Origin of the sequence: Xanthomonas sp. NCPPB 3569, assembly GCF_041475645.2 — a bacterium.
Taxonomy (GTDB): domain Bacteria; phylum Pseudomonadota; class Gammaproteobacteria; order Xanthomonadales; family Xanthomonadaceae; genus Xanthomonas; species Xanthomonas phaseoli.
Genome location: NZ_CM192969.1, coordinates 4,042,271 through 4,067,617, shown reverse-complemented (window position 1 = coordinate 4,067,617; position 25,347 = coordinate 4,042,271). Strand labels below are relative to the sequence as shown.

15 protein-coding genes are annotated in these 25,347 nt (G+C 62.0%); 8 read left to right on the top strand and 7 right to left on the bottom strand.

All coding sequences use genetic code 11. The features are described from left to right. Positions 1 to 245 precede the first annotated feature (245 nt). Positions 246 to 2,411, top strand: coding sequence for a type I secretion system permease/ATPase (locus ACCQ03_RS17480; RefSeq protein WP_057680119.1), 2,166 nt, complete (start codon positions 246 to 248; stop codon positions 2,409 to 2,411). Continuing rightward, on the top strand, positions 2,408 to 3,829 hold the full coding sequence (locus ACCQ03_RS17475; RefSeq protein ID WP_057680120.1) for an HlyD family type I secretion periplasmic adaptor subunit: 1,422 nt from the start codon (positions 2,408 to 2,410) through the stop codon (positions 3,827 to 3,829). The genes ACCQ03_RS17480 and ACCQ03_RS17475 overlap by 4 nt, the downstream gene beginning before the upstream one ends. Positions 3,830 to 4,408: 579 nt before the next feature. Here the strand turns inward: ACCQ03_RS17475 and ACCQ03_RS17470 are convergent. After that, the gene (locus tag ACCQ03_RS17470; RefSeq protein WP_150147813.1) at positions 4,409 to 5,380 is read right to left on the bottom strand and encodes an IS5 family transposase; all 972 of its coding nucleotides are present in this window, start codon (positions 5,378 to 5,380) and stop codon (positions 4,409 to 4,411) included. A 49-nt stretch (positions 5,381 to 5,429) separates the two neighbouring features. Between ACCQ03_RS17470 and ACCQ03_RS17465 the strand changes: the two genes are divergently transcribed. From ACCQ03_RS17465 to ACCQ03_RS17445, 5 genes are all read left to right on the top strand, one after another. Next, positions 5,430 to 9,140, top strand: a complete 3,711-nt coding sequence (locus ACCQ03_RS17465; RefSeq protein WP_506185202.1) for a calcium-binding protein — start codon at positions 5,430 to 5,432, stop codon at positions 9,138 to 9,140. 104 nt (positions 9,141 to 9,244) lie between these two features. Then, entirely contained in the window at positions 9,245 to 10,216 is a 972-nt protein-coding gene (locus tag ACCQ03_RS17460) for an IS5 family transposase (protein ID WP_150147813.1), read from the top strand. A gap of 325 nt (positions 10,217 to 10,541) precedes the next feature. After that, positions 10,542 to 11,633 carry a ribosome small subunit-dependent GTPase A gene (rsgA, locus tag ACCQ03_RS17455; RefSeq protein ID WP_057678298.1) on the top strand — a complete coding sequence of 364 codons (1,092 nt, stop codon included), beginning with the start codon at positions 10,542 to 10,544 and terminating at the stop codon, positions 11,631 to 11,633. After that, positions 11,633 to 12,895, top strand: a complete 1,263-nt coding sequence (locus tag ACCQ03_RS17450; protein ID WP_057678299.1) for a flavohemoglobin expression-modulating QEGLA motif protein — start codon at positions 11,633 to 11,635, stop codon at positions 12,893 to 12,895. Before rsgA ends, ACCQ03_RS17450 begins: the two co-directional genes overlap by 1 nt. Positions 12,896 to 13,182: 287 nt before the next feature. Further along, complete coding sequence (locus ACCQ03_RS17445) at positions 13,183 to 13,863, top strand: type 1 glutamine amidotransferase domain-containing protein (RefSeq protein WP_057678300.1); 681 nt, start codon at positions 13,183 to 13,185, stop codon at positions 13,861 to 13,863. Positions 13,864 to 14,047: 184 nt separating this feature from the next. On the opposite strand, the gene ACCQ03_RS17440 is transcribed toward ACCQ03_RS17445, so the two are convergent. Both ACCQ03_RS17440 and ACCQ03_RS17435 read right to left on the bottom strand, forming a co-directional pair. Next, complete coding sequence (locus tag ACCQ03_RS17440; RefSeq protein WP_150146880.1) at positions 14,048 to 15,967, bottom strand: alpha-amylase family protein; 1,920 nt, start codon at positions 15,965 to 15,967, stop codon at positions 14,048 to 14,050. A gap of 34 nt (positions 15,968 to 16,001) precedes the next feature. Then, a complete protein-coding gene (locus ACCQ03_RS17435; protein ID WP_057678302.1) occupies positions 16,002 to 18,458 on the bottom strand; it encodes a TonB-dependent receptor in 2,457 nt (818 codons plus the stop codon). 267 nt (positions 18,459 to 18,725) lie between these two features. Between ACCQ03_RS17435 and ACCQ03_RS17430 the strand changes: the two genes are divergently transcribed. Beyond that, a complete protein-coding gene (locus ACCQ03_RS17430) occupies positions 18,726 to 20,051 on the top strand; it encodes an MFS transporter (RefSeq protein ID WP_057678303.1) in 1,326 nt (441 codons plus the stop codon). 306 nt (positions 20,052 to 20,357) lie between these two features. Here the strand turns inward: ACCQ03_RS17430 and ACCQ03_RS17425 are convergent, their stop codons facing one another. The 4 genes from ACCQ03_RS17425 to ACCQ03_RS17410 form a co-directional block, all read right to left on the bottom strand. Continuing rightward, positions 20,358 to 21,389 (bottom strand): LacI family DNA-binding transcriptional regulator, encoded by a 1,032-nt coding sequence (locus tag ACCQ03_RS17425; protein ID WP_017157501.1) that lies wholly within the window; start codon positions 21,387 to 21,389, stop codon positions 20,358 to 20,360. Between the two features lie 210 nt (positions 21,390 to 21,599). Next, complete coding sequence (gene phbB / locus ACCQ03_RS17420) at positions 21,600 to 22,340, bottom strand: acetoacetyl-CoA reductase (protein ID WP_017157500.1); 741 nt, start codon at positions 22,338 to 22,340, stop codon at positions 21,600 to 21,602. 157 nt (positions 22,341 to 22,497) lie between these two features. Further along, positions 22,498 to 23,826 (bottom strand): CitMHS family transporter, encoded by a 1,329-nt coding sequence (locus ACCQ03_RS17415; protein ID WP_057679486.1) that lies wholly within the window; start codon positions 23,824 to 23,826, stop codon positions 22,498 to 22,500. A gap of 226 nt (positions 23,827 to 24,052) precedes the next feature. Beyond that, positions 24,053 to 25,246 carry an OprO/OprP family phosphate-selective porin gene (locus tag ACCQ03_RS17410; protein ID WP_017157498.1) on the bottom strand — a complete coding sequence of 398 codons (1,194 nt, stop codon included), beginning with the start codon at positions 25,244 to 25,246 and terminating at the stop codon, positions 24,053 to 24,055. Positions 25,247 to 25,347: the final 101 nt, after the last annotated feature.

The window sequence follows — 25,347 nt, the reverse complement described above, 5'->3', positions numbered from 1 at the left end:
AAATATGACAAGCGGACATGCTTGCATCGGCAACGATGTCAAGCGCGCGCTCACTGCTGCTCGATATGAGTAGGTATGACTTATAGGTAATGACTGGGGTGGCGTCAGTGGCTGCGTCTCAGCCCAAGAGACGGCTAATTGAGAAAATAGATCATCAGCAAGGGGTTGACTGATTGACAGGTTCTTAACACCCCAAGATTCTATTCCATCACTTGAGCCCGCCGGCTCTCAGCAAGGATCGCGTTATGTCAGGGGGAAGTGCGTCGCTCTCGTTAGTCGAGGGCGGCTCGTCGGTGCAAGGCCGACCGGATTTGGGGTTGCAGGGACTGGTGCTACTTGCGCAATTTCATGGAGTCGCAGCGGATGCCGTGCAGCTGGCGCATGGTTTTGGGCGCGCGGGTGAGCCATTCGACGAGACCACGCTGCTGCTGGCGGCCAAGCAACTGGGCTTGAAAGCCAAGGTTGTTGCTCAACCGGCGGCGCGTATTGGCATGGCTGCACTGCCTGCTCTGGCACTGGTGCCGGGCGGTGACGCGTTCATCGTGGCCAAGGTCGGTACGGATCAGATCCTGATCCACGATCTGGTCGAAAAGCGGCCGCGTTCCATCTCGCCCGCCGAGTTCGAGGCGCGGTACCAGAGGCGGTTGTTGCAGGTTGCCTCGCGGGCCTCGGTGCTGGGCGATCTGGCCAAGTTCGATTTCAGCTGGTTCATTCCGGCGGTGGTCAAGTACCGCAAGCTGATGATCGAGGTCTTCGTCGTCTCGTTCTTCATCCAGCTATTCGCGTTGATCACGCCGCTGTTTTATCAGGTGGTGATGGACAAGGTGCTGGTGCATAACGGCCTGACCACGTTGGACGTGATCGCAATCGGGCTGGTCTCGATGGCGGTGTTCGATGTGTTGCTGTCCGGCCTGCGCACCTATGTCTTCGCCCACACCACCAGCAAGATCGACGTGGAGCTTGGCGCTCGGCTGTTCCGGCATGTGCTGTCGCTGCCGTTGGCGTACTTCGAGTCGCGGCGGGTCGGGGACACCATCGCGCGTGTCCGCGAGCTGGAGAACATCCGCAACTTTCTCACCGGGCAGGCGCTGACCTCGGTATTGGACCTGTTCTTTACGGTGGTCTTCCTGTCGGTGATGTTCTGGTACAGCGGCTGGCTGACCTTGATCGTGGTGCTGTCGCTGCCGCTGTATGCCACGATCTCTGGACTGATCACACCGGTGCTGCGCAAGCGCTTGAACGACAAGTTCGCGCGCGGCGCCGACAACCAATCGTTTCTGGTGGAGACCGTCAGCGGTATCGGCACGGTCAAGGCGATGGCGGTCGATCCGCGCGTGACCCGCACCTGGGACAACCAGCTGGCCGGTTATGTCAGCGCCGGTTTCAACGTCACCCGCATCGCAACGCTGGGCCAGCAAGGCGTGCAATTGGTGCAGAAGCTCACCGCCGTGGCGGTGCTGTTCTGGGGTGCCAAGCTGGTGATGGAAGGCAAGCTGTCGATCGGCCAGCTGATCGCCTTCAACATGCTGTCGGGCCAGGTCACCGCGCCGATCATCCGCCTGGCGCAGTTATGGCAGGACTTCCAACAGGTCGGCATTTCGGTCGAGCGGCTGGGGGACATCCTCAATACCCGCACCGAGGTGCCGGGCAGTCGCCTGGCCTTGCCGCCGATCCGCGGGCAGGTGACGTTCGAGCGGGTCACGTTCCGCTACCGGCCGGATGCGCCGGAAGTGCTCAATGCCATCGAGCTGGACATCCGCCCGGGCGAGATCATCGGCATCGTGGGCCGGTCCGGCTCCGGCAAGAGCACGCTGACCAAGCTGGTGCAGCGGCTCTACACGCCCGAACGTGGGCGGGTACTGATCGATGGGCAGGATCTGGCATTGGCCGATCCTGCCTGGCTCCGCCGGCAGCTGGGCGTGGTGTTGCAGGAGAACTTCCTGTTCAACCGCAGCGTGCGCGAGAACATCGCCTTGACCGACCCCGGTATGCCGCTGGAGCGAGTGATCCACGCCGCCAAGCTGGCTGGCGCGCATGACTTCATCCTTGAACTGCCCGAGGGCTACGACACCAAGGTCGGCGAGCATGGCACCGGTCTCTCCGGTGGGCAGCGCCAGCGTATCGCGATCGCACGCGCACTGATCGGCGACCCGCGCATCCTGATTCTCGACGAAGCCACCAGTGCGCTGGACTACGAGTCCGAGCACGCGGTGATGAGCAACATGCGCGCGATCTGCAAGGGCCGCACTGTGCTGATCATCGCCCATCGCCTGTCTACCGTGCGGCAGGCCAACCGCATCGTCGTCGTGGAGAAGGGGCGCATTGTCGAAAGCGGCTCGCATGCCGAGCTGGTCGACCGTCCGGAAGGCCAGTACGCGCATCTATACAGACTGCAACAGGGGACACCATGAAGCACCTGCTCCAGGGATGGCGCGATTTCTTCCTCCGCTACCTCAAGATCTTCAAATCTGCCTGGGCTGTGCGCCGCCAGCTCGACCCGCCCGAGCGCAGCGCCGATGAGCGTGCATTCCTGCCCGCACATCTTGAGCTGACCGAAACACCGGTCTCGCCCACCGCACGTTGGACGATGCGCATCATCATCGGCTTCTTCTGTGTGGCGCTGCTGTGGGCATGCCTGGGCAAGCTCGACATCGTCGCGGTGGCACCAGGCAAGACCGTGGTCGATTCGCGAACCAAGGTGGTGCAGACCGCAGAGAACGCGGTGGTACGCAGGATCCTGGTGCGCGACGGACAAGCGGTGAAGAAAGGCCAACTGCTGGTCGAACTCGATGCCACGGCCACCGGCGCCGAATTCGCCCAGGCCGGCGACGCCCTGATCAATGCACGGCTCGCCGCGCTGCGTCAGGCCGCCCTGGCAACCGCCATCGCCACCGGTCAGTCGCCGCAGCTCGGGCCGGCGCCGGATCTTCCGGAAGAACGTGTTGCAAGCGAGCAGCAATTGGTCAGCAGTCAATTCGATGCTTTCCAGGCACGCCGGCATAACCTGCAAGCCAGCATTGCCCAACGTCAGGCAGAACTACAGACCACCCAGGACGCGATCGCACCGCTGGCCGAATCCGCACTCATCTCCAAAGTGCGCGCAGAAGACTACGGCCGTCTGGTCGAAGGCAAATACGTCGGCCGTCACGACTATCTATTACGAGAACAGGAGCGCATCGCCGCAGAGAGCCAGCTCGCCACCCAGCGCAATCGCCTGCAGGAAATCCGCTCGGCGATCAGTGCCGCGCAGGAAGAGTTGCGCGTGCTGGTTACCGACACCCGCCAGCAAGCGCTGGACGCGCTGCGCCAAGCTAGCGAACAAGCCGGCCAACTGACCCAGGACGTTGCCAAGACCGGCCAGCGCGACAAGCTGATGGCACTGCACGCACCCGTGGACGGCACGATCCAGCAGCTGGCCGTCCACACCGTGGGCGGTGTCGTGACGCCCGCACAGCCGTTACTGGTCGTCGTGCCTGCCGAAGAAGCGTTGGAAGTAGAGGTCACCGTCTTGAACAAGGACATCGGCTTCATGCGTCCGGGTCAGCCAGTCACCGTCAAGGTCGACAGCTTCCCTTACACCCGCTACGGCTATCTGACCGGCACGGTCGCCAGCGTCTCTCATGACGCCGCACAGGACGAAAAGCTGGGCTTGGTCTTTCCCGCGCGCATCAAATTGAACGGCAGCACGTTGGAGATCGATGGGGTCAGGGTGCGGATGAGTGCCGGGATGAGCTTGAGTGCTGAGGTTAAGACTGGAAAGCGACGGGTGATTGATTACCTATTGAGTCCTCTCCGAACACATGCGAATGAATCTCTGAGAGAACGCTGATTGTTGGTTTGCGGGAAGCCTTGGCCACGCGCATCCGAGGTTCTGTTTAGATAATTGTTGTGAAGGCAGGTGACGTTTCTTTGATTCTAAGGGCTCGTCAACCCGCTGGTTGCTGTGTTTCAAATTTAATAATTTTTATTGATTTAATTTCCAAAAAAGGAGTGTTGAGATGAGTGGAAAGGGAAAGTCTAGTGTCGGTGGTGATTTCGGATTTTCGAGTGATGGTAGCAATGTTACAGTCAGTTACTCGACTCCTGGTGGCCCGGGGGCATCCGTTACCCTTGGGGCTGATGGTGCTTCGAGTACGGTAAATTACGGGCGTGGATCAGTTGGTATAAGTTCCGATAGCGTGATACCTGATGGGAATGGTGGTTTCAATGCTTCTGGGCATACTGTCTCTATCGGATTTGATACTCCTGCCGGTGTTGGTGTTGGGCTAGATATCACTCCTAAGGAAGGTCTGAACAACGCGATCGGAGGATGTGGTAAGCCATATCGGTCGCGGTGACCGCGCTCAGATCCTCGGTTTTTCGCCGTTTTTGGCGCTTTTTCGGGGTATCGTCCCGATTACGGGCGCACCTACCCCGCGGCGGTAATGAACTCTTTGCGCTTCAGCCACAGATTCGACAGCGCAAACAGCATCAGCATCTGTGCGGTGTTCTTCGCCAAACCGCGATAGCGCACCTTGACGTAGCCAAACTGGCGCTTGATCACCCGAAACGGGTGTTCCACCTTTGCACGCAGGCTGGCTTTTGTGTGCTCCCAGCGCTTGGCCAACTTCAGTTCGCGCTTGTTCTTAATCTGCTTCAGCTTCGAGGGCTTCTCCGCGATCAGGTAGCGCAGTTTGCGCTTGCGCTTCATCTCCTCGCGTTTCTCAAGCCCGGTGTAGCCGCTGTCCGCGCACAGCGTGTCCTCCTTGCCGTGCAGCAGCTTGTGCGCTTGTGTGATATCGGCCACGTTGGCCGCCGTGCACTCCACGTGGTGCACCAGCCCGGAGTCATCGTCCACCCCGATGTGCGCCTTCATCCCGAAGTAGTACTGGTTGCCCTTCTTGGTTTGGTGCATCTCCGGATCGCGCTCGCCATCCTTGTTCTTGGTCGAGCTGGGCGCAGCGATGATCGTGGCGTCCACGATCGTCCCGCCGCGCAAGCTCTGCCCCTTGCGCGACAGGTGCGCGTTGACCCGATTGAACAGCTTGCGCGCCAAATCGTGCTGCTCCAACAGATGGCGGAAGTTGAGAATCGTCGTCTCGTCCGGCACCTCATCCAGCCCGCCGATCTTGGCGAAACGGCGCATCGACACCGTGTCGTACAGCGCTTCTTCCGCCGATGGATCGCTCAGTGCATACCACTGCTGCAAAAAGTGGATGCGCAGCATGGTCTCCAGCCGATACGGCTGTCGCCCCGGCTGCCCCGACTTCGGGTAGTGCGGCTCGATCAGCGCCAGCAGGTCCTTCCACGGCACGACCTGGTCCATCTCGGCCAAGAACACCTCACGCCGCGTCCGCTTGCGCTTGCCGTTGTACTCCGCGTCGCCGAAGGTCAGCTGCATCGAAATCGTCTACTCGGGTCGTTGATCGATTGTGGCAGATCACGATGGATTGTTCAGAGTTTCCCTAACAATTGATGGGATGTTTATTGGAAGTTACGATATTTCGCTTGCCGAAAACTTCACAATGGATGATATTTTTGATCCAGAACTAGGTGGAATTGGTTCAGATGGGTTGTTGGGTGATGTATATGGAAAGTTGCGCCATCGTGACAGAGAGATAAACGAATATCTTCAAGATGCGACCGGGGATAATTATCAGAGCGCTAAAGGTTGGCGTCGTGCGGTAGACCCGCTAGTGCTAGACCTAGATGGCGATGGGATCGAGACAGTTGGTGCAAGTGGTAGCATACTTTTCGATCATGAAGGGAACACGGTCAAGCAAGGAACTGGTTGGATTAGTGCCGATGACGGAATATTGGTCTTGGACCGAAATGGAAATGGTTTGATTGATGGTGGGGCGGAGCTTTTTGGCGACTACACTGACGGTGCGGCATTAATGGCAGGCGAGAAGTCGGAACTTTCTGCTGGGCTTCGTGCGCTATCTTCGCTAGATACTAATAAAGACGGTTTTTTCGACTCCCTTGACGAAAAATTTTTCTCTGTTCAGGTCTGGAGAGATCTCAATCAAGACGGAATTTCCAACGCAGGAGAGCTTTTTTCGCTGAACGAGATTGGCGTAAAAAATATTGCGTTGACTCCTACGTCCACAGAGAACGTTGCCTTAGGAAATGGGAATGCCGTCGACAGTTACGGATACTATACCCGTACAGATGGGACTCAGGGTGTCACAGGTGACTTGCTGCTTGCTTCTAATGCATTCCATCGTGACTTTACTGATGAGGTGATTCTGACAACACTGTCGCAGGATTTTGTTAATGTCGCTGGCTCCGGGATGGTAAGGGATCTCCGGGAATCAATTAGCATTAATAGTAATATATATTATTTGCTGAAAGGTGTAACTGTTGGTGCTACGCGATCAAGCGCCTTATCCGAAATGGATGGGGTGCTGCTAGAGTGGGCTAACACCTCCTCGATGCGGTCCAGTGTGGATTATTTCAATGGACAATCTGGTCAAAAAAGCCTTGACGTGAAAGGGACCTCGGTTGATGGCCATGTCTTTGATATCGGCCATATACTTTCTGTCATGGAAAAGTTTAATGGGGAGCTTTTCTTTTCAGGAGGCGACGACGATGTTCCTCTCCGACTTGGGAATTCGACTTGGTCTCCCGTTAGCTCGGGAGTGAGGCTGGGTTTTGAAGTGGTTCTGGGACAAGAGCAGACGGCGTTGTTGATGAAAGGCTATGAAGCTTTGCGGCTTCAGCTTTACAATGGCGTTGTTTTGGACACTCGTTTAAGAGATTACACGGATGAATTAAGGCTCGGCCTTAATGAGTATGGGGAAGTTGTCTTAAAGATGGATCGGGTTGCCGAAAAAGTAAAGGATGCCCTTCGTACAGAGGGTAACCTAGCTGCTATTGAAGATCTTTACGACCTGAAAGAGGGAGCTGGTGGGCTTCCTTTAGATTGGAACTGGGTGGATGTTTTGGTCCAGCTGGGCGACTTGACTCTAGATCGTCAGGATTTTGAGAAGCAAGCGAAGAGTTTAATGGGTGTTATTTTCGGTAGCGCTGTTGAAGGTGGTAGCGCCGACGATGTGATTATAGGAACAAGTGGCGACGATTCGCTTTACGGAAATGTCGGTAATGACACCCTTATAGGCGGCCTCGGCGACGATTCCTTGGATGGTGGGAGCGGAACTAATCAACTCGAAGGTGGCGCCGGCGATGACGTGTTGTCGGTGAACTCGCAGGCCCGCGACAGCGTGTTGATCGGTGGCACCGGTAACGACACGCTCAGCGGCAGCTGGTACTCGGACACCTATGTGTTCAACAAGGGCGACGGCCACGACACGGTGGTGGAAACCTCGTCCTATAGCGGTGCGGTGGACAAGGTCGTGTTCGGCGAGGGTATTGCTGCTGGCGATGTGCGTGTGCTGCGCCAAGGTTCGGATGTCGTATTGGATCTGGGCAACGGCACCGATTCGGTGCGGTTGAAGGATTGGCTCTCGGGCGGCAACGAAAACGATGCGAGCAGCATCGAACAGCTGGTGTTTGCCGACGGCACGATCTGGACACCTGCGACCCTGCGGGCGATGGGCTTGAGCACGCTAGGCACCGATGCGGCAGATACGTTGACCGGCTGGACTGGCAACGACATCCTGTTGGGGGGAGATGGCAATGACACCTTGTCCGGCGGCAGTGGCACAGATCGTCTGGAGGGCGGCGCCGGCGACGATGTGTTGTCGGTGAACTCGCAGGCCCGCGACAGCGTGTTGATCGGTGGCACCGGTAACGACACCCTCAGCGGCAGCTGGTACTCGGACACCTATGTGTTCAACAAGGGCGACGGCCACGACACGGTGGTGGAAACCTCGTCCTATAGCGGTGCGGTGGACAAGGTCGTGTTCGGCGAGGGTATTGCTGCTGGCGATGTGCGTGTGCTGCGCCAAGGTTCGGATGTCGTATTGGATCTGGGCAACGGCACCGATTCGGTGCGGTTGAAGGATTGGCTCTCGGGCGGCAACGAAAACGATGCGAGCAGCATCGAACAGCTGGTGTTTGCCGACGGCACGATCTGGACACCTGCGACCCTGCGGGCGATGGGCTTGAGCACGCTAGGCACCGATGCGGCAGATACGTTGACCGGCTGGACTGGCAACGACATCCTGTTGGGGGGAGATGGCAATGACACCTTGTCCGGCGGCAGTGGCACAGATCGTCTGGAGGGCGGCGCCGGCGACGATGTGTTGTCGGTGAACTCGCAGGCCCGCGACAGCGTGTTGATCGGTGGCACCGGTAACGACACCCTCAGCGGCAGCTGGTACTCGGACACCTATGTGTTCAACAAGGGCGACGGCCACGACACGGTGGTGGAAACCTCGTCCTATAGCGGTGCGGTGGACAAGGTCGTGTTCGGCGAGGGTATTGCTGCTGGCGATGTACGCGTGCTGCGCCAAGGTTCGGATGTCGTATTGGATCTGGGCAACGGCACCGATTCGGTGCGGTTGAAGGATTGGCTCTCGGGCGGCAACGAAAACGATGCGAGCAGCATCGAACAGCTGGTGTTTGCCGACGGCACGATCTGGACACCTGCGACCTTGCGGGCGATGGGTTTGACCACGCTAGGCACCGATGCGGCAGATACGTTGACCGGCTGGACTGGCAACGACATCCTGTTGGGGGGAGATGGCAATGACACCTTGTCCGGCGGCAGTGGTACCGATCGTCTGGACGGCGGTGCAGGCGACGATGTGTTGTCGGTGAACTCGCAGGCCCGCGACAGCGTGTTGATCGGTGGCACCGGTAACGACACCCTCAGCGGCAGCTGGTACTCGGACACCTATGTGTTCAACAAGGGCGACGGCCACGACACGGTAGTGGAAACTTCGTCCTATAGCGGTGCGGTGGATCGCGTAAGCTTTGGACGCGAGATCCGTTTAGAAGATGCGGTTTTCACGCGATCTGGAAATGATCTCTTGATTGCCCTGAGAGATAGCGAGGATCAACTTGCCGTAGCAGGGTGGTTTAGTTCGGAAGCAGCGCAGGTTGAATACCTGGATTTCCGGGATGGATCGGTGGCTGCGAGCGAAGTATCTAGTTTGATTGATGCTATGGCAGTCGCAAACGCCTCGTCCGCTTCATTTACTGTGTCACGTGAGATGCAAGAGACAAGGCTGGTGCTTGCAAGCTCGCCTATCTGAATAAAAATCACAATGTAGTCGATATTGAGGGCTCCGCTAGGGAAACTCTGAACAATCCATCGTGATCTGCCACAATCGATCAACGACCCGAGTAGACGATTTCGATGCAGCTGACCTTCGGCGACGCGGAGTACAACGGCAAGCGCAAGCGGACGCGGCGTGAGGTGTTCTTGGCCGAGATGGACCAGGTCGTGCCGTGGAAGGACCTGCTGGCGCTGATCGAGCCGCACTACCCGAAGTCGGGGCAGCCGGGGCGACAGCCGTATCGGCTGGAGACCATGCTGCGCATCCACTTTTTGCAGCAGTGGTATGCACTGAGCGATCCATCGGCGGAAGAAGCGCTGTACGACACGGTGTCGATGCGCCGTTTCGCCAAGATCGGCGGGCTGGATGAGGTGCCGGACGAGACGACGATTCTCAACTTCCGCCATCTGTTGGAGCAGCACGATTTGGCGCGCAAGCTGTTCAATCGGGTCAACGCGCACCTGTCGCGCAAGGGGCAGAGCTTGCGCGGCGGGACGATCGTGGACGCCACGATCATCGCTGCGCCCAGCTCGACCAAGAACAAGGATGGCGAGCGCGATCCGGAGATGCACCAAACCAAGAAGGGCAACCAGTACTACTTCGGGATGAAGGCGCACATCGGGGTGGACGATGACTCCGGGCTGGTGCACCACGTGGAGTGCACGGCGGCCAACGTGGCCGATATCACACAAGCGCACAAGCTGCTGCACGGCAAGGAGGACACGCTGTGCGCGGACAGCGGCTACACCGGGCTTGAGAAACGCGAGGAGATGAAGCGCAAGCGCAAACTGCGCTACCTGATCGCGGAGAAGCCCTCGAAGCTGAAGCAGATTAAGAACAAGCGCGAACTGAAGTTGGCCAAGCGCTGGGAGCACACAAAAGCCAGCCTGCGTGCAAAGGTGGAACACCCGTTTCGGGTGATCAAGCGCCAGTTTGGCTACGTCAAGGTGCGCTATCGCGGTTTGGCGAAGAACACCGCACAGATGCTGATGCTGTTTGCGCTGTCGAATCTGTGGCTGAAGCGCAAAGAGTTCATTACCGCCGCGGGGTAGGTGCGCCCGTAATCGGGACGATACCCCGAAAAAGCGCCAAAAACGGCGAAAAACCGAGGATCTGAGCGCGGTCACCGCGACCGATATGGCTTACCACATCCTCCGATCGCGTTGTTCAGACCTTCCCTAGCTGGCGGAGCCCTCTTTTTGTTCGACAGAAATTATTGCTTGGTGAGCTATGGTCATCTAAAAATTTGAATTAATTCCTTGCTGCAATGTTGAGTCCCACGTGCAGATTTGAAATCTGTTGTCTCATGGCATGTGAGTGCGGATAAGCCTAGTGAACAAACGTGGCAAAACCCGCCGCACCCTCTAGAATCGCCCCATGAGCCCCATCTCCCCCGACTACCCCACCCTCCAATCCATCGGCTGGCCCTGGCCCGGACCGCCTGAAGAGGCGGCCTGGCAGGCGGTGTTTGCCGCGCATCCGCAGGCGTTGCCGGCGCGGGTGGTGGAGCAGCACCGTACCGGCTATGTGGTGGCCGATACGCCGGAGGCCAGCCTGAAGGCCGAGTCGTTGCCGGAGTGGCAGCGGCCGCGCTTTCCCAGCCATGAGCGGGCGGCGGTGGGCGATTGGGTGTTGATGGAGGGCAAGCGCATCGTGGCGCTGCTGCCGCGGCGCACCTCGATCAAGCGGGGGGCGGCCGGCGAGCATTACCACCAGCAGGTGATCGCGGCCAATATCGATACGGTGTTCATCGTGTGCGGGCTGGATGCGGACTTCAATCCGCGCCGCATCGAGCGTTATCTGTTGCTGGTCGGCGGTGGCGGTGCGCAGCCGGTGGTGGTGCTGACCAAGGCCGACCAGACCGAATACGCCGAGGATGCGTTGGCGGTGCTGGAAGAGCTGGAGGCGCAGAATATTCCGTTGCGCGTGGTCAATGCCAAGGATCCGGCCAGCGTGGCCGCGTTGCGGCCATGGCTGGGCGACGGCCGCACGGCGGTGCTGGTGGGTTCGTCGGGTGCGGGCAAATCGACCCTGACCAATACCTTGCTCGGCACGCAGAAGATGAAGACCAATGCCGTGCGCGAGAACGATTCGCGCGGCCGGCATACCACCACGCACCGTGCGTTGATCCCGTTGCCTTCCGGCGCCTGCCTGATCGACACGCCCGGGATGCGCGAGCTCAAGCCGACCGGTGAAGAGGATCTGGCCGAAGGCGGTTTCTCGGACGTGGAGGCGTTGGCGGCGCAGTGCCGCTTCAACGATTGCGCGCATATCGCCGAGCCGGGCTGTGCGGTGCGTGCGGCGATCGATGCAGGCGAGCTCGACCCGGAGCGCGTTGCCAACTACATGAAGCTGCGGGTGGAAGTGGCCAGCGCGGCCGAAAAACTTGCCACCCGTGTTGCGCAGAACAATCGCGGCAAGGGCTCGGGCAAGCGACCGGCCAGCGTCGATCGCCCCGGGCGGCGCTGATGCCATCGCGCAAGGGGCCGCCGGACATCGTCCATCACGCGGCGCTGGATGCGCGCCTGGTCAAGGCCGTACGCGGTGTGCGTCTGCTGGCCTTGGCCAGCTGGCCGCGCTCGCTGCAGGAGCCGTTTCTCGACAGCGTGGCGCGCGGGCAGCCTAAATTGCCGCAGGTCGAGTACCCGGCACTGGATTTCGCCGATACCCGGCGCGAGCTGGCCGCCATTGCCAAGCACGCCGACCCGCATCATCCGCTGGGTGAATACCTCATCGATTCGGCGCATAGCTGGAGTCTTGCCGCAGGGTTGCTGGAGTCGTTGGGCACCACGGCGGTGAGCGATTACTCGGCGCAATTGTTCGGCGTGCCGGAGGACCCCATGCCGGGCAACGGGCCGAGCACTCGCGAAGCGGCGCAGCATTTCATTCAGATCGCGCAAGAGCTGGATCGCGAACTGATGGCGCCGGAAGAGCAGGTGCCTGTCTCGGCCACCGCCTTGCGCATGCAGCTGCAGAACGACCTGGACGGGTTTTTCGAAGGGCGCGTCATCACCGTCACGCTCGATCCGGATCTGCTCGCCAAGGCCGCGGCCGGCGCGCATCGCATTCGCTTGCGTACCGGTGCCACGTTCAGCGATTACGACCGTGCGCAGCTGTTCCATCACGAAGCGCTGGTGCATTCGCTGACGGCGCTCAACGGGCGCGCGCAGGTGCATCTGCCCAGCCTGGGTATTTCTTCCCCGCGCACGACCGCAACGCAGGAAGGCCTGGCCACGTTTGCCGAGCAGATCACCGGCAGCATCGATATCGAGCGCATGAAGCGCATCAGCCTGCGCATCGAAGCGATTGCGATGGCGCGTTCGGGTGCGGATTTCATCGAGGTATTTCGCTATTTCACCTCAGGCGGGCAGAGCGCTGCAGAAAGCTTTTCGTCGGCACAGCGCGTGTTTCGCGGCGTGCCGACCAGTGGCGGCGGTGCCTTCACCAAGGACACCGTGTATCTGCGTGGTTTGGTGGCGGTGCACACCTTCTTCCGCCATTCGTTGCAGCGCGACCAGCTGCAGCTGTGCCGTTACCTGTTCGCCGGCAAGATGGCATTGGGCGATGTGGCGCGCTTTGCGCCGTTGTTCGACAGCGGCGTACTGGTCGCGCCACGCTGGCTGCCGCCGTGGGTGAGCCGTATCAGCGGGCTGGCCGGTATGTTGGCGTTCTCGTTGTTCGCCAACCGCATCCGCATGGATCAACTGCAGCCGCCGGCAATGAATGTGTGAGGCAAGGCGTTTGCTGCGGTTACGGCGCATCGCGGCGCCAGACAGTTGCCGGCGAGGCTGGCGAGACGTTGTTGGGTGAGCGCGGATGGCGCGCAGCAGCCGGCAAGTGAAAGACACATGCGGCGCGCCGAGTACCAACGGCGCCTGTTAGCTGCACTCGCTTGTTGGACGCAATCGCTGCATTCATGAACATATGCAGCAGACACACGCGCTCTACACGGGGCTGCAACGGGCTGAACCGCACACTGGCCATCTTGCCCGGTCGGGCCATGACATAAGGCGATACGATGAACGTTTTGATGGTGCTGACGTCCCACGACCAGCTCGGCGACACCGGCAAGAAGACCGGATTTTGGCTGGAAGAGTTTGCCGCGCCGTATTACGTGTTCAAGGATGCAGGCGCGCAGATCACCCTGGTCTCACCCAAGGGCGGCCAGCCGCCCCTGGACCCCAAGAGCGACGAGCCCGACGCACAAACCGAGGCGACCAAGCGCTTCAAGCAGGATCCTGAGGCGCAAAAAGCCCTGGCAAGCACGCACCGTCTGGTCGATATCAAGGCCGAGGACTTCGATGTGCTGTTCTACCCGGGTGGCCACGGCCCGCTCTGGGATCTGGCCGAAGACGCCGATTCCATCGCGCTGATCGAAGCGTTCGCCAAGGCCGACAAACCGCATGGCCTTGTCTGCCACGCGCCGGGCGCGCTGCGTCGGGTCAAGGGCAGCGACGGCAAGCCGCTGGTCAACGGCCGCCGCGTCACCGGCTTCACCAATAGCGAAGAAGAGGGCGTGGGCCTGACCAAGATCGTGCCGTTCCTGGTCGAGGACGTGCTGACCGAACTCGGCGGCAAGTACGAAAAGGGCGCCGACTGGGGCGTGTACGTGGTCACCGACGGCACCCTGGTCACCGGTCAGAACCCGGCCTCGTCGGAGAAGGCCGCACAAACGCTGCTCGCGATGGCAAAGCGCTGATCTTGGCAACCGACGGGTCCTGAAAAAGCCCCTCTCCGTCGGGACTTACGGCACGGCTCGCGCGCCGCTGGTGCGCGGGCTGTGCTGCACTTGCACTAGCAAAGGGGCAGCGAAGTGGCTGCAAGCGACGGTGCGGCTCACTAAACGCCCGACAATCTGCCGCTTACGCCGATCGAGTGCATGTTCAGTTCCCACGCTGCAGCCAACGCACGCCGTAAGCCGGAAGCACGATCGATCCATCGTCGCTCGCCGCTGCGCCATCAACTGCATCATCGATCGCCAGCAGTGTCCATCCATCGATGCCAGTTGCCGCAAGCTCCACGTCGAGCGACTGGTCGCTGAAGTTGTGCAAGGCGATAAAGCTGTCGCCGCGCGTCAACGCGAACACGCGAGAGTCGTTCAACGCAATGCTGCCCAGCGCCTGATCTGCCGCCAGCGCGGTGAGCGCGGCACGTTGCCGGATCAATCCACGCAAACGCCGGTACACCGTGCCACTCAGGCTCTTGGCATCGTGACGCTGGGCGGCACGCTGCCAATCCATCGCCGGCCGATGCAGCCAACGGCCTTCATGCCGGCGCTGCGGATCGTCGCGATAGCCGGGGTCATTGACCATGGCCAATTCGTCGCCCATGTAGATCAGCGGCACACCTGGCATGGCAAGCGCAATGGCATACAGCAGCACCAGCCGGTCCACTGCAACGGCCAAAGCAGCAGCATCGCCTGCCTCCTGAGCGGCCTGGATGCCCGCCAACGCAGCTGCCATGCCATTGGTGCCATGCACGCCGTCGCCGCTGCTCTGGAAGCTCTCGCCGCGCGCGTAACTGCCCGGCACCGCGTTGGCATAGAAGCGCGCCACATCGCGTAGCGAGAACGGCGGCTGCGCTGCATTGCCGGAGGCTTCGTGCTGCAGCACATTCCAGCCGATATCGTCATGGCAACGCACATAGCTCAGCCATGCACAGTGGCGCGGCAAAGGCGGACTGTGCGCGATCACGTGGTGCAGGATGTCGCCGCGTTGCAACGCCAGTGCCGACCAGCCGGCCGCCATCAAGGTGCTGTGATACGCCAGATGGCATTCGTGGCCCTGGTCCGTGCCGCTCCCGAAGTACGGTGGCAGTTGCGTCATCGGCACGATGGCTTCGGCCTTCATCACCACCGCCGGCGCGACGATATCGGTCACCGCGCGCAGTGCCACCAGCAGGGTGTGCGCCTCGGGTTGGTTCATGCAATCGGTGCCGATGCGCTTCCACAGATAGGCCGTGGAATCCAGGCGGAATGCTTCCACGCCCAGATTGGCCAGCCGCAGCATCGCCAGGGCCATGTCGCCGAACACCGCCGGGTTGCTCCAGTTCAAATCCCATTGATACGGATAGAACGTGGTCCACATCCACTGGGCGGTGTCGTCCACCCAGGTGAAGTTGCCGGGCGCGGTGTGCGGAAACACCTGCCCCAGCGTGGCTTCGTACCGGTCGGGCAGGGTGCGGTCGGCAAAGTGATGGTAGTAGTCGAGATAGCGTGCGTCGCCGGCGCGGGCCGCCTGTGCCCAGGCGTGATCGTCGGCGGTGTGATTGAGCACGAAGTCAGCGCACAGGCTGATGCCGGCTTCGCGCAGGCGGCTGGTGAGCGCGATCAAGTCGTCGTTGCTGCCCAGGCTGGGTTCCACCTGGCCGTAATCGCTGACCGCAAAGCCGCCGTCGTTGTCGCCGGCGCGTGCGCGCAGGAATGGCAGCAGGTGCAGGTAGCGCACGCCCAGTTCCTGCAGATACGGCACGTGTTCGGCCACGCCTTGCAGCGTGCCGGCAAAGCGGTCTGCATAGGCGCTGTAGCCGAGCATGTGCGGTTCGCCGAACCAGCCAGCGTGCCGCGTGCTGTCGAGCGCTTGCAACGCTTGCGGACGTTGCCGGGCGATGTCGCCCACCTCGCCCAGCCATTGCGCCAACCACGACGCATAGTCGGCACGCTGGCCGTACAGCGCATGCAAGGCCTCCAGCAAACGCGACGCGTGCTGGTCGTAGCGCGACAACAGCACCTCGGCGTGTTGCGGGTCCAGCGGCCCGGCAAAAGCCGCGCGCAGTGCGGGGGGATCGATCGGGCAGGTGCTCATTGGAAGCCGCCGGGCAGAACCCGGCGCGGGGTCCTTAAAAGTCGTAACGCAGGCTGATGCTGGTGGTACGGCCGGCGATCGAACGCGCACGGATGATGCCATTGGCCGGGATGGTCGCCTCTTCGGCTTCGGTCAGGCCAAAGGTGTTGAACAGGTTGTTGACGTTGAGCGCCACGGTGAGCGCATCGGTGACGCGGTAGTCGCCGAACAGGTTCACCTGCGTGTAGCCGGGCATCTTCAACTGATTGGCGTCTTGCGTGTAGGCGTCGGTGGTGCCGATCAGGTTCACGCCGAACTGGTAGTTGTCGCCGCGGTAGCTGGGCGTGAGCTGCCACACCACATCGGCCTGGCGGCGCGGCACGTTGCCGGCATTTTCCGGGGTGATCTGATCGCGCGAGATTTCTGCATCGGTCCAGGTCAGGCCGCCGTTGAGGGTAAACCCTTCATAGCGGTAGCTGGCTTCCAGTTCCACGCCGTGCGCTTCATAGCTGCGATTGAAGAAACGCTGGCTGGTGATTTCGAAGTTCTGCTCCTGGGTACGCGCAGAGAACGCGGTGGCGAACAGGCTCAGCCCGTCGCGGCGCCACTTCAGGCCCGCTTCGGCCTGGCGCACCACATTGACGCCTTCCTCGGAAGATACCGAACCGTCGTCGCGCACCACGCCGAACAACAAACGGTCTGCGTTGGCGCGTGCGCCGCGGCTGATGCGCGCAAACGCGCCCAGGTCGTCGGTGATCAGATAGTTGCCGCCCAGCGAGTACGACAGGTAATTCCAATCGTAGTCCACCGGCCGCGAATTGGCGGTGTCGACCGTGGCCACGCGCTGTTCCACCGGTTGGATCACGCCATCGCCGTTGACGTCCAGGTTCTGTGCGATGGCGGTGCCGTTGTAGCTGCCGCGCGCATCGCCCATGTCGTAGCGCAGGCTGCCGTCGATGCTGAACTTGCCGCTGTCGAAGGTCAGCGCAACGTAGGGCGCGTTGACGTCGTAACGCACATCGTAGCTGCGGGTAACGCAGCAGTCGCCCCAGAATGGTGTGCCATAGGCGTACAGGCCGTTCTGCGAGCGTGAGACGCCGGCCGCGTCCACCACGTTGAGCAAGCGCGAATTGCGGCCCAGGCTCTGCACGTAGGAATTCCAGGTCCAGTCCATGTCGATGGTCTGGCGCGAGCTGTAATAGCCCATGCGCAGGTTCAGCGTCCGCCCGTCGCCGCCGAACTCGCGCGAGACGCTGAGGTCGTTGGTGACGTTGCCCAGGTCGTTGATGGCTACGTTAAATAGGTGCGTGCGGATCGCATTGCCGGTATAGGCCTGGCCGGCGTCGGGGCCGCTGGCCTGCACCAGCTGCGCACCGGCACCGCCGATGGACGCGGCCAGCGACGCGGCGTCGGTGACTTCGGCCGGGAACGGGCTGACGAAGCGGCCGCTATTGTCGGCGACGCGGAACTTCTCGCTCAGGTTCCAGCCATTGCCCAGGTCGAACCAGGCTTCGGCACCGATGGTGCGCGAGATGGGGTGCATGCCGTCGCCCAGATCGGTGCGGCGCGGCTGGTTGTTGCCGTCCAGGCCCACGTCGGTGCGGAAATTGCGGCTGTACAAGGTGTCGTTGCCGGGATCGAAACCGGGAAAGCCGCCCAGGTCTGGCGAGCCATCGCGGCCGCGCACCGAGGTGGGTACCGGCAGGTAGCCAGCGGCGCGGTCGTTGAGGTATTTGCCGTACAGGCGCACGTAGCCGTTCTCGAACAGGCGGGTGAGGTTGGCCTTGAGTTGGCCGCCCTTGTCGGTGGTGTAACCGGCATCGCGCACGCCATCGCCCTGGCGGAAGAAGCCGCCGATGTTGAACTGCCACTGCTCAGCGAACGGTGCGCCGTAATTGAAATCGATGCGGGTGTTGTCGTAGTCCAGGCCGCGGCTGACGCCGACGCTGCCGCCTGCGGTGTCGCCGGTCTTGCTGATGAAGTTGATGATGCCGCCGGGCGCATTGCTGGTGAAGGTGGACGCCGAGCCGCCGCGGATGGCTTCGATGCGGTCCAGGGTGAAATCCGAACGCAGGAAGATGTCCGAGTTGCCGAAGGCGATATCGCCGAACTCCATCACCGGCAAGCCGTCTTCCTGCAGTTGCAGGAATTTCGCGCCACCGGAGGCCACCGGCAAGCCACGCACGGCGATGTTGGCATTGCCTTCGCCACCGCTGGACTCGGAGCGGATACCGGGAATGTTGCGGAAGATTTCTGCAGTGCTGCGCGGCGCCGATTGCTCGATGGCCTCGGCACCGACGGTGCTGACCGAGACGCTGGACTTGAGTTTGGTGGTGGCGGTGGACGTACCGGTGACGAACACCGAATCCAGGTTGACCGCGGCGCTGTCGGCAGCCGGCGGCGTGGCCGGCGCAGCGGCGGCGGCGTCCTGGGCCAGCGCGGCGGGCGCGCACAGGCAGGACACGACCGCGCAGGCCAGAGCATGCAGGCGCATGGTGTGCAGGGTGGACATTGCGATTCTCTCTCTCACAGGTGGTGGTATGCCGACGCCTGCATCGTCCCCTCCCAGGGAGTGGCCATGTGTGGCCTGCAGTGCAAGCGCAGTAATACGCTGCAATACAATCGATTGCAATCTTGCGGCGCAGCATAAATTGCAATCTTCATCCGCTTTATTTCATATAGGCAGCGTGTTGCGACGCAGCGTTACAATCGATTGCAAGAGCGGCAAGTTACAGTGCGCTGCGGCCAGTGGAAGCCGCACCGATGCCCAGGGCCTTGCATGTCGTCGACCGTTCCTCCGCTCTCCTTCGTACGCATCCTGGCGCTCAATGCCGGGTTCTTTGGCGTGCAATACAGCTTCGGGCTGCAGCAGAGCAACATGAGCCCGATCTACAACTACCTGGGCGCCGACCACGCCAACCTGCCGTACCTGTGGCTGGCCGGGCCGATCACCGGCCTGGTGCTGCAGCCGTTTGTTGGCGCCTGGAGCGACCGCTCGGTGACGCGGTGGGGCCGGCGCATGCCGTACATGGTGCTGGGCGCGCTGGTGTGCAGCCTGTGTCTGCTGGCGATGCCGTTCAGTACCGCGCTATGGATGGCAGTGTGCCTGCTGTGGGTGCTGGATGCGGCCAACAACGTGGCGATGGAGCCTTACCGTGCACTGGTGAGCGACGTACTGGCGCCGCCGCAGCGGCCGCTGGGTTATCTGACGCAGAGCGCATTTACCGGCCTTTCGCAGACGCTGGCCTACCTGACGCCGCCGTTGCTGGTGTGGCTGGGCATGAACCAGGACGCTGCCAACGCGCACCACATCCCTTACGTCACCATTGCCGCGTTCGTGATCGGCGCGGGCTTTTCAGCAGGCTCGATCCTGCTCACCGCGCGCAGCGTGCGCGAGCCGGCGATCGCGCCGGCAGAGATCGCGCGCATCCGCCAGAGTGGCGCTGGGCTGGGCGCGACCGTGCGCGAAATCGGCAGCGCGCTGCGCCAGATGCCGCCCACCATGCGCCAGTTGGCGCCGGTGATGCTGTTTCAGTGGTACGCGATCTTTTGCTACTGGCAATACATCGTGCTCTCGCTGTCGACCACGTTGTTCGGCACCACCGACCCCACCTCGCATGGTTTTCGCGAGGCCGGCCTGGTCAATGGGCAGATCGGCGGCTTCTACAATTTCGTCGCGTTTCTGGCGGCGTTTGCGATGGTGCCGGTGGTGCGTCGCTTCGGTCCCAAGTACACGCATGCGGCCTGCCTGGTCGCCGCCGGTATCGGCATGTGGCTGCTGCCTGGCATCGAAAATCGCTGGCTGATGTTGCTGCCGATGAGCGGCATTGGCCTGGCCTGGGCCAGCATGATGGGCAACCCGTACCTGATGCTGGCCGACAGCATCCCGCCCGAGCGCACCGGCGTGTATATGGGCTTGTTCAATCTGTTCATCGTGCTGCCGATGCTGATCCAGATCGTCACCTTGCCGCTGTATTACGAGCACGTGCTGCATGGCGACCCGCGCAACGTGGTCCGCCTGGCTGGCGCGCTAATGCTGGCAGCGGCAGCGGCGATGCTGTGCGTGCGCGTCCGCAAGCCGAAAGTGATCCTGACAGATTCTTAGCAATACCTAGCTGACATCGCCGGCTGCCGAAGATGCGAGACGTGCATGCCTGCCGGGTTGCCGAGGACGGTGGATCGACTGGCCGCCTGCTCCCCTCATCCGCCCTTCGGGCACCTTCTCCCGCAGGCGGGAGAAGGACGCGGGCTGACGGCTGGTATCTCCGAATCCGCAATCCCGAATCCCCAATCCCCAATCCCCAATCCCCAATCCCCAATCCCCAATCCCCAATCCCCAATCCCCAATCCCCAATCCCCAATCCCCAATCCCCAATCCCCAATCCCCAATCCCCAATCCCCAATCCCCGCTTCACGCCGACTCGCGCACCACCAGCTTCACCGGCATTTCAACCGATTGCACCTGCTCGCCTGCAATCAGCGCCAGCAGCCGGTCTACCAACAGCCGCGCGGCCAGGCCCAGATCCTGCTGTACGGTGGTCAACGGCGGTTGGCTGTAGGCGGCCAGCGGGATGTCGTCGAAGCCCACCAGCGAGATGTCCTGCGGCACGCGGTGGCCGGCCTCGACCAGGGCACGGATGGCACCCACGGCGATCACATCGGAGGCGGCGAACAAGCCATCGGGCGGGTCGGCTTTCTTAAGCATCGCGCGGGTGAGGCGGTAGGCATCTTCGCTGACGAAATGGCTGCGCGCGTGCAGCCGCGTATCGAATTCCAGCCCGTGCCGTTCCAGCGTGTGGCGATAGCCGGCAAACCGCGGCGCCACCTCCGGCAACTGGTCATCGCCCAGAAAGGCGATGCGCTGGCGGCCGCTGGCGATGAGATGTTCGGTGGCGAGCACGCCGCCCTGGAAATTGTCGCTGCCCACGCTGATGTACGACTGCCCATCGATGCGGCTGCCCCATACCGCCATCGGCAGGCCGTCGCGTGCGGCTGCATCCAGCGCGGCGTGTTCGAAACTTTGTCCCAGCACGATGACGCCGTCGGAGCGGCTGCCGCGCGCAAGTTGTTCCACCCAGCCATCCTGATGCCGGTCCAGCTTGGAGAGCAGCATGCTGTAGCCGCGTCCGGTGAGCTCTTCGGCCAGCAGCGCCAGCATGGTCATCAGGAACGGGTCGGAAAGCGGTTGATCCAGCGCATGCATCATCGGCACCGCCACGCTCACGGTGTTGGAGCGTTTGGCGCGCAGGCTGCGTGCCACCGGGTCGACCTGGTAGCCGGCATCGGCCGCAATCTGCTTGATGTAGGCGCGGGTGCGTTCGGCCACGACCGGGCTGCCGGCCAGGGCCCGCGACACAGTGGATTCGGATACGCCCGCCATCCGCGCGATGTCGGCCATCTGCGGACGGGCAGTGAGCGTGGTGCGGTCTGAAGGTTTGGCCATGGCAGCGCGCTGCGGAAAAGCCAGAGTGTAATCAGTTCGCACTAGAGGCGGGTTGTCTGCACGGTGGCGGCTGCTTGTGCACGCGGGCAGGGCGTGCACGCGCACGAATCTCCTAGCCTTGTGGGCGCTCCCGTAGATCGGGCGCCGGACGTGCAGGGGAGGCGGGCAGCGGGACATCGGCAGTGCGCGGTGACAGTGTGGTGCGCCCGCTCAACCCATGTAGAGCCCGCCGTTGACCGCGTAGTCGGCACCGGTGACATACGCGGCATCGTCAGACGCCAACCAGGCGCACAGGCCGGCCACTTCGGCCGGTTTGCCGAGCCGGCGCACCGGCACCGAGGTGGCCAGGCGATCGAGCACATCCGGCGGAAAACTGCTGATCGAGGCGCTGGCGATATAGCCGGGCGAGATGGTGTTGACGGTGACCCCGCGCGAGGCGACCTCTTGCGCCAACGCGCGACTGAAGCCATGCATGGCCGCCTTGGCGGTGGCGAAGTTGATCTGACCGATCTGGCCCTTGTGCGCGCTGACCGAGCCGATATTGACGATGCGTCCCCAGCCGCGCGAGGTCATGCCATCGACCACCTGCTTGGTGATGTTGAACAATGAATGCAGGTTGCTGGCGATCACCGCATTCCAGTCGTCGCGGCTCATCTGCCGGAACAAGGTGTCGCGGCTACCGCCGGCATTGTTGACCAGCACATCGATCTCGCCGACTTCGGCCTTGACCTTGGCGAACGCAGCCACGGTGGATTCCCAATCGGCGGCATTGCCTTCGGATGCCACGAAATCGAAGCCCAACTCGCGCTGCTCGCGCAACCACGACGCCTTGCGCGGCGAATTGGGTCCGCAACCGGCAACCACGGTATGCCCGCTGCGCGCCAGCTTCTGGCAGATCGCGGTGCCGACACTGCCCATGCCACTGGTGACGTATGCGATGCGGAGAGTCATTGGGTGTCACTCCTTCGGAGTTGGGGAATAGGGAGTGGGGAATCGGGAGAGCAGCTTCTGCGGCCCCTGCTTTTTCAGTTGGAAGTCGGGAATCGAGACGAAAGCGCAGCGCCGCTCTTACGATTCCCCACTCCCTATTCCCCATTCCCGGCGGGCGTCAACGCGCCAACGGAAACAAGCCAAACAACAATCCGCCGCCCAGCATCAACAGCGAAATCAGCACCGCCCACTTGAGCGTGAAGCGTTGATGGTCGGCGAAATCGACCTTGGCCAGGCCGACCAGAAGATAGGTCGATGGCACCAGGGGGCTGAGCAGGTGCACCGGCTGGCCGGCGAGCGAAGCGCGGGCCATTTCCACCGGCGTGATGCCGTAATGGCTGGCGGCTTCGGACAGGATCGGCAGCACACCGAAATAGAACGCGTCGTTGGACATGAAAAACGTAAACGGCATGCTGACGATCGCCGTGATCACTGCCAGATACGGGCCCCAGCTGTCGGGAATGACGGCCAGAAAACTGCGCGACATCGCTTCGACCATGCCGGTGTTGGACAGGATGCCGGTGAAGATGCCGGCGGCGAAGATCAGCGACACCACCGACAGCACATTGCCGGCGTGATTGACCAGGCGGCGGCGCTGCTCGGCCAGGTTGGGGTAGTTGATCATCAGCGCCAGCGCGAAGCCGATCATGAACAGCACCGGCATCGGCAGCACACCCTTCACCAGCGCGCCCATCAAGACCAACGTCAACAGCAGATTCACCCACAGCAGCTTGGGCCGCTTCATGTCCTCGGTGTCTTCCACGCGCGGCAGGGCGTCGTTGTCTTCGGGGATGCTGGTTTCCAGCCAGTTGCCGTCCGCCGGCAGGCGCACCACGCCCAGGCGGCGACGCTCGCGCATGCCCAGATACCAGGCCAGCGTGAGAATGCCGGCGATCGCCAACACCATGGCCGGCACCAACGGCACGAACACATCGGCCGGATCCACATGCAGCGCGGTAGCGGCACGCGCGGTGGGGCCGCCCCACGGGGTCAGGTTCATCACGCCGCTGGCAAGGATGGTGACGCAGGTCAGGTTGAGCGCGTTCATGCCCAGGCGCTGGTACAGCGGCAACATCGCAGAGACGGTGATCATGTAGGTGGTCGAGCCGTCGCCGTCGAGCGAGATCAGCAGCGCCAGGATCGCCGTACCCATCACGATCTTCAGCGGATCGCCCTTGACCAGGCGCAGGATGCGGCCGACCAGCGGATCGAACAGCCCGGCATCGATCATCACCCCGAAATACAGGATGGCGAACATCAGCATCACGCCGGTGGGCGCGATCTTCTTGATGCCTTCTAGCATCATGTCGTTGATGCCGGTGCCGAAGCCGCCCAGCAACGCGAACACGATCGGCACCGTGATCAGAGCCACCAGCGGCGACAACCGCTTGCTCATGATCAGGTACATGAAGGTGATCACCATTCCGAAACCGAGCGCGGTCAGCATGCGGGCAAATCCTTTGAGGCGTACAGCAGGGGGAGAGTGGAGCTCAGGGGTGCGCAGGATGCGCAGCGCCGACGATGCAGGTATGCGGTTGCTGCGGAAGGCACGCGAGATAACGCAAGCGCGGCGCTGCGCGCGGGTATGCCCAGGTAGCAGCGCATAGCACCGGGATGCACGAACGGCGTGCGCACCTCGGTCGTTCCGAATGCCGACACGATGCAGTTGCGCATCAGAAGTCGTACTGGAAGCGGCCGGTTACCGCCAGCGTGTGGTCGACCACCGCATCCATGGTGCGGTCGCGGTTGCGGCTATCGATCACGTTGAGCATCACGCGCAGGTTCGGCTTGAAGTACCAGTTGCCGCCCAGCGTCCACGACTGCGTGCTGGCGTTGATGAAGTCCGGTTGCCCGTCCAGATGCTGGTTGCCACGCATGTAGTCGTAGCGTAATGCCAGCTCGAACGCACCGGAGGGACGGTTGGGCGTGGCGATGCGGCTGAAGCGGCCGGTCTTGCGGTCGTAGCCGCGCGATTCGCCGGTGACGAACCAGCTGACCAGCCCATAGCTGGCCAACACCTTGGCATGCTGCGCGCCATCGTCGAGCAGGCCGCCGCTGAATTCGCTCTGCCACGACCACGGGCCGAGCACTTCGGCGTATTCCAGCGACCACTTGTCGAAATCGGTGTCGCGGCCATCTGCAAAGCGTGCCAGGGTGATGCGGCTATTGTTGGCCAGATCGTTTTCCGGACGTGGGCGGATCAGCAGCGACGAAGCGCCCCCACTGCCCGGATGCGAATAGCGCTCGTGCGCCAGCGAGATACCGAGGTGGCGCAAGCGTGCCTCGCCCATCTCCGGCGCGTAGGTCAGGCGCGTGCCGAGCGCGCCGCCCTTGGTCGAGGAATTGTCGATGCTTTCCAGGCTGTAGGCGGAAGTGGACCAGGTCGCATCCGGGCGATTGGTCTGCCAGGAAATGGCCTTGCGGTAGATCGGCGCCAGCGTGGTCGAGGCGTAGCCGCGTTCCAGGAACGGGCCGTAGTTGGAGCCGGTGCGATCGTCCAGCGAGAAGTACTGCTTGAACTGGCCAACGGTCAGCGTGCCGGCCGAAAATTTCTTGGCGATATAGACATCGCGCGCCAGGATGCCGCGGCTGCCCGGTTCGTATTGCAGTCCGGCGAAATCTGCCTCGGCCTTGTAATTGAACCCGTAGAACTTGCCCGACACATCCAGCCACACGCGGCGGAACTGGGTGTCGTTGGGTTCGCGCGCACCGCGGTCGTCGTTGTCGAACACGGTGAAGTCCCAATGCACGCGCCCGCCCACCTCGGCAGTGACCGGGCCGGCCTCGTCGGCGGCATGTGCCGCCGGTGCCAGGCAGATCGCCGCGCAGGCACCGAAGGCACGCAAACGCAAGGTGTCGTTGCTCACAGACCCTCCCAGGTACATGTGTGAATCACGTTTGGCGATGCGCCGCACAACCGCCGCGGCGTGTTGGCAGCAGCCTAGTCCGGCGAAGCTGTCATGGACCT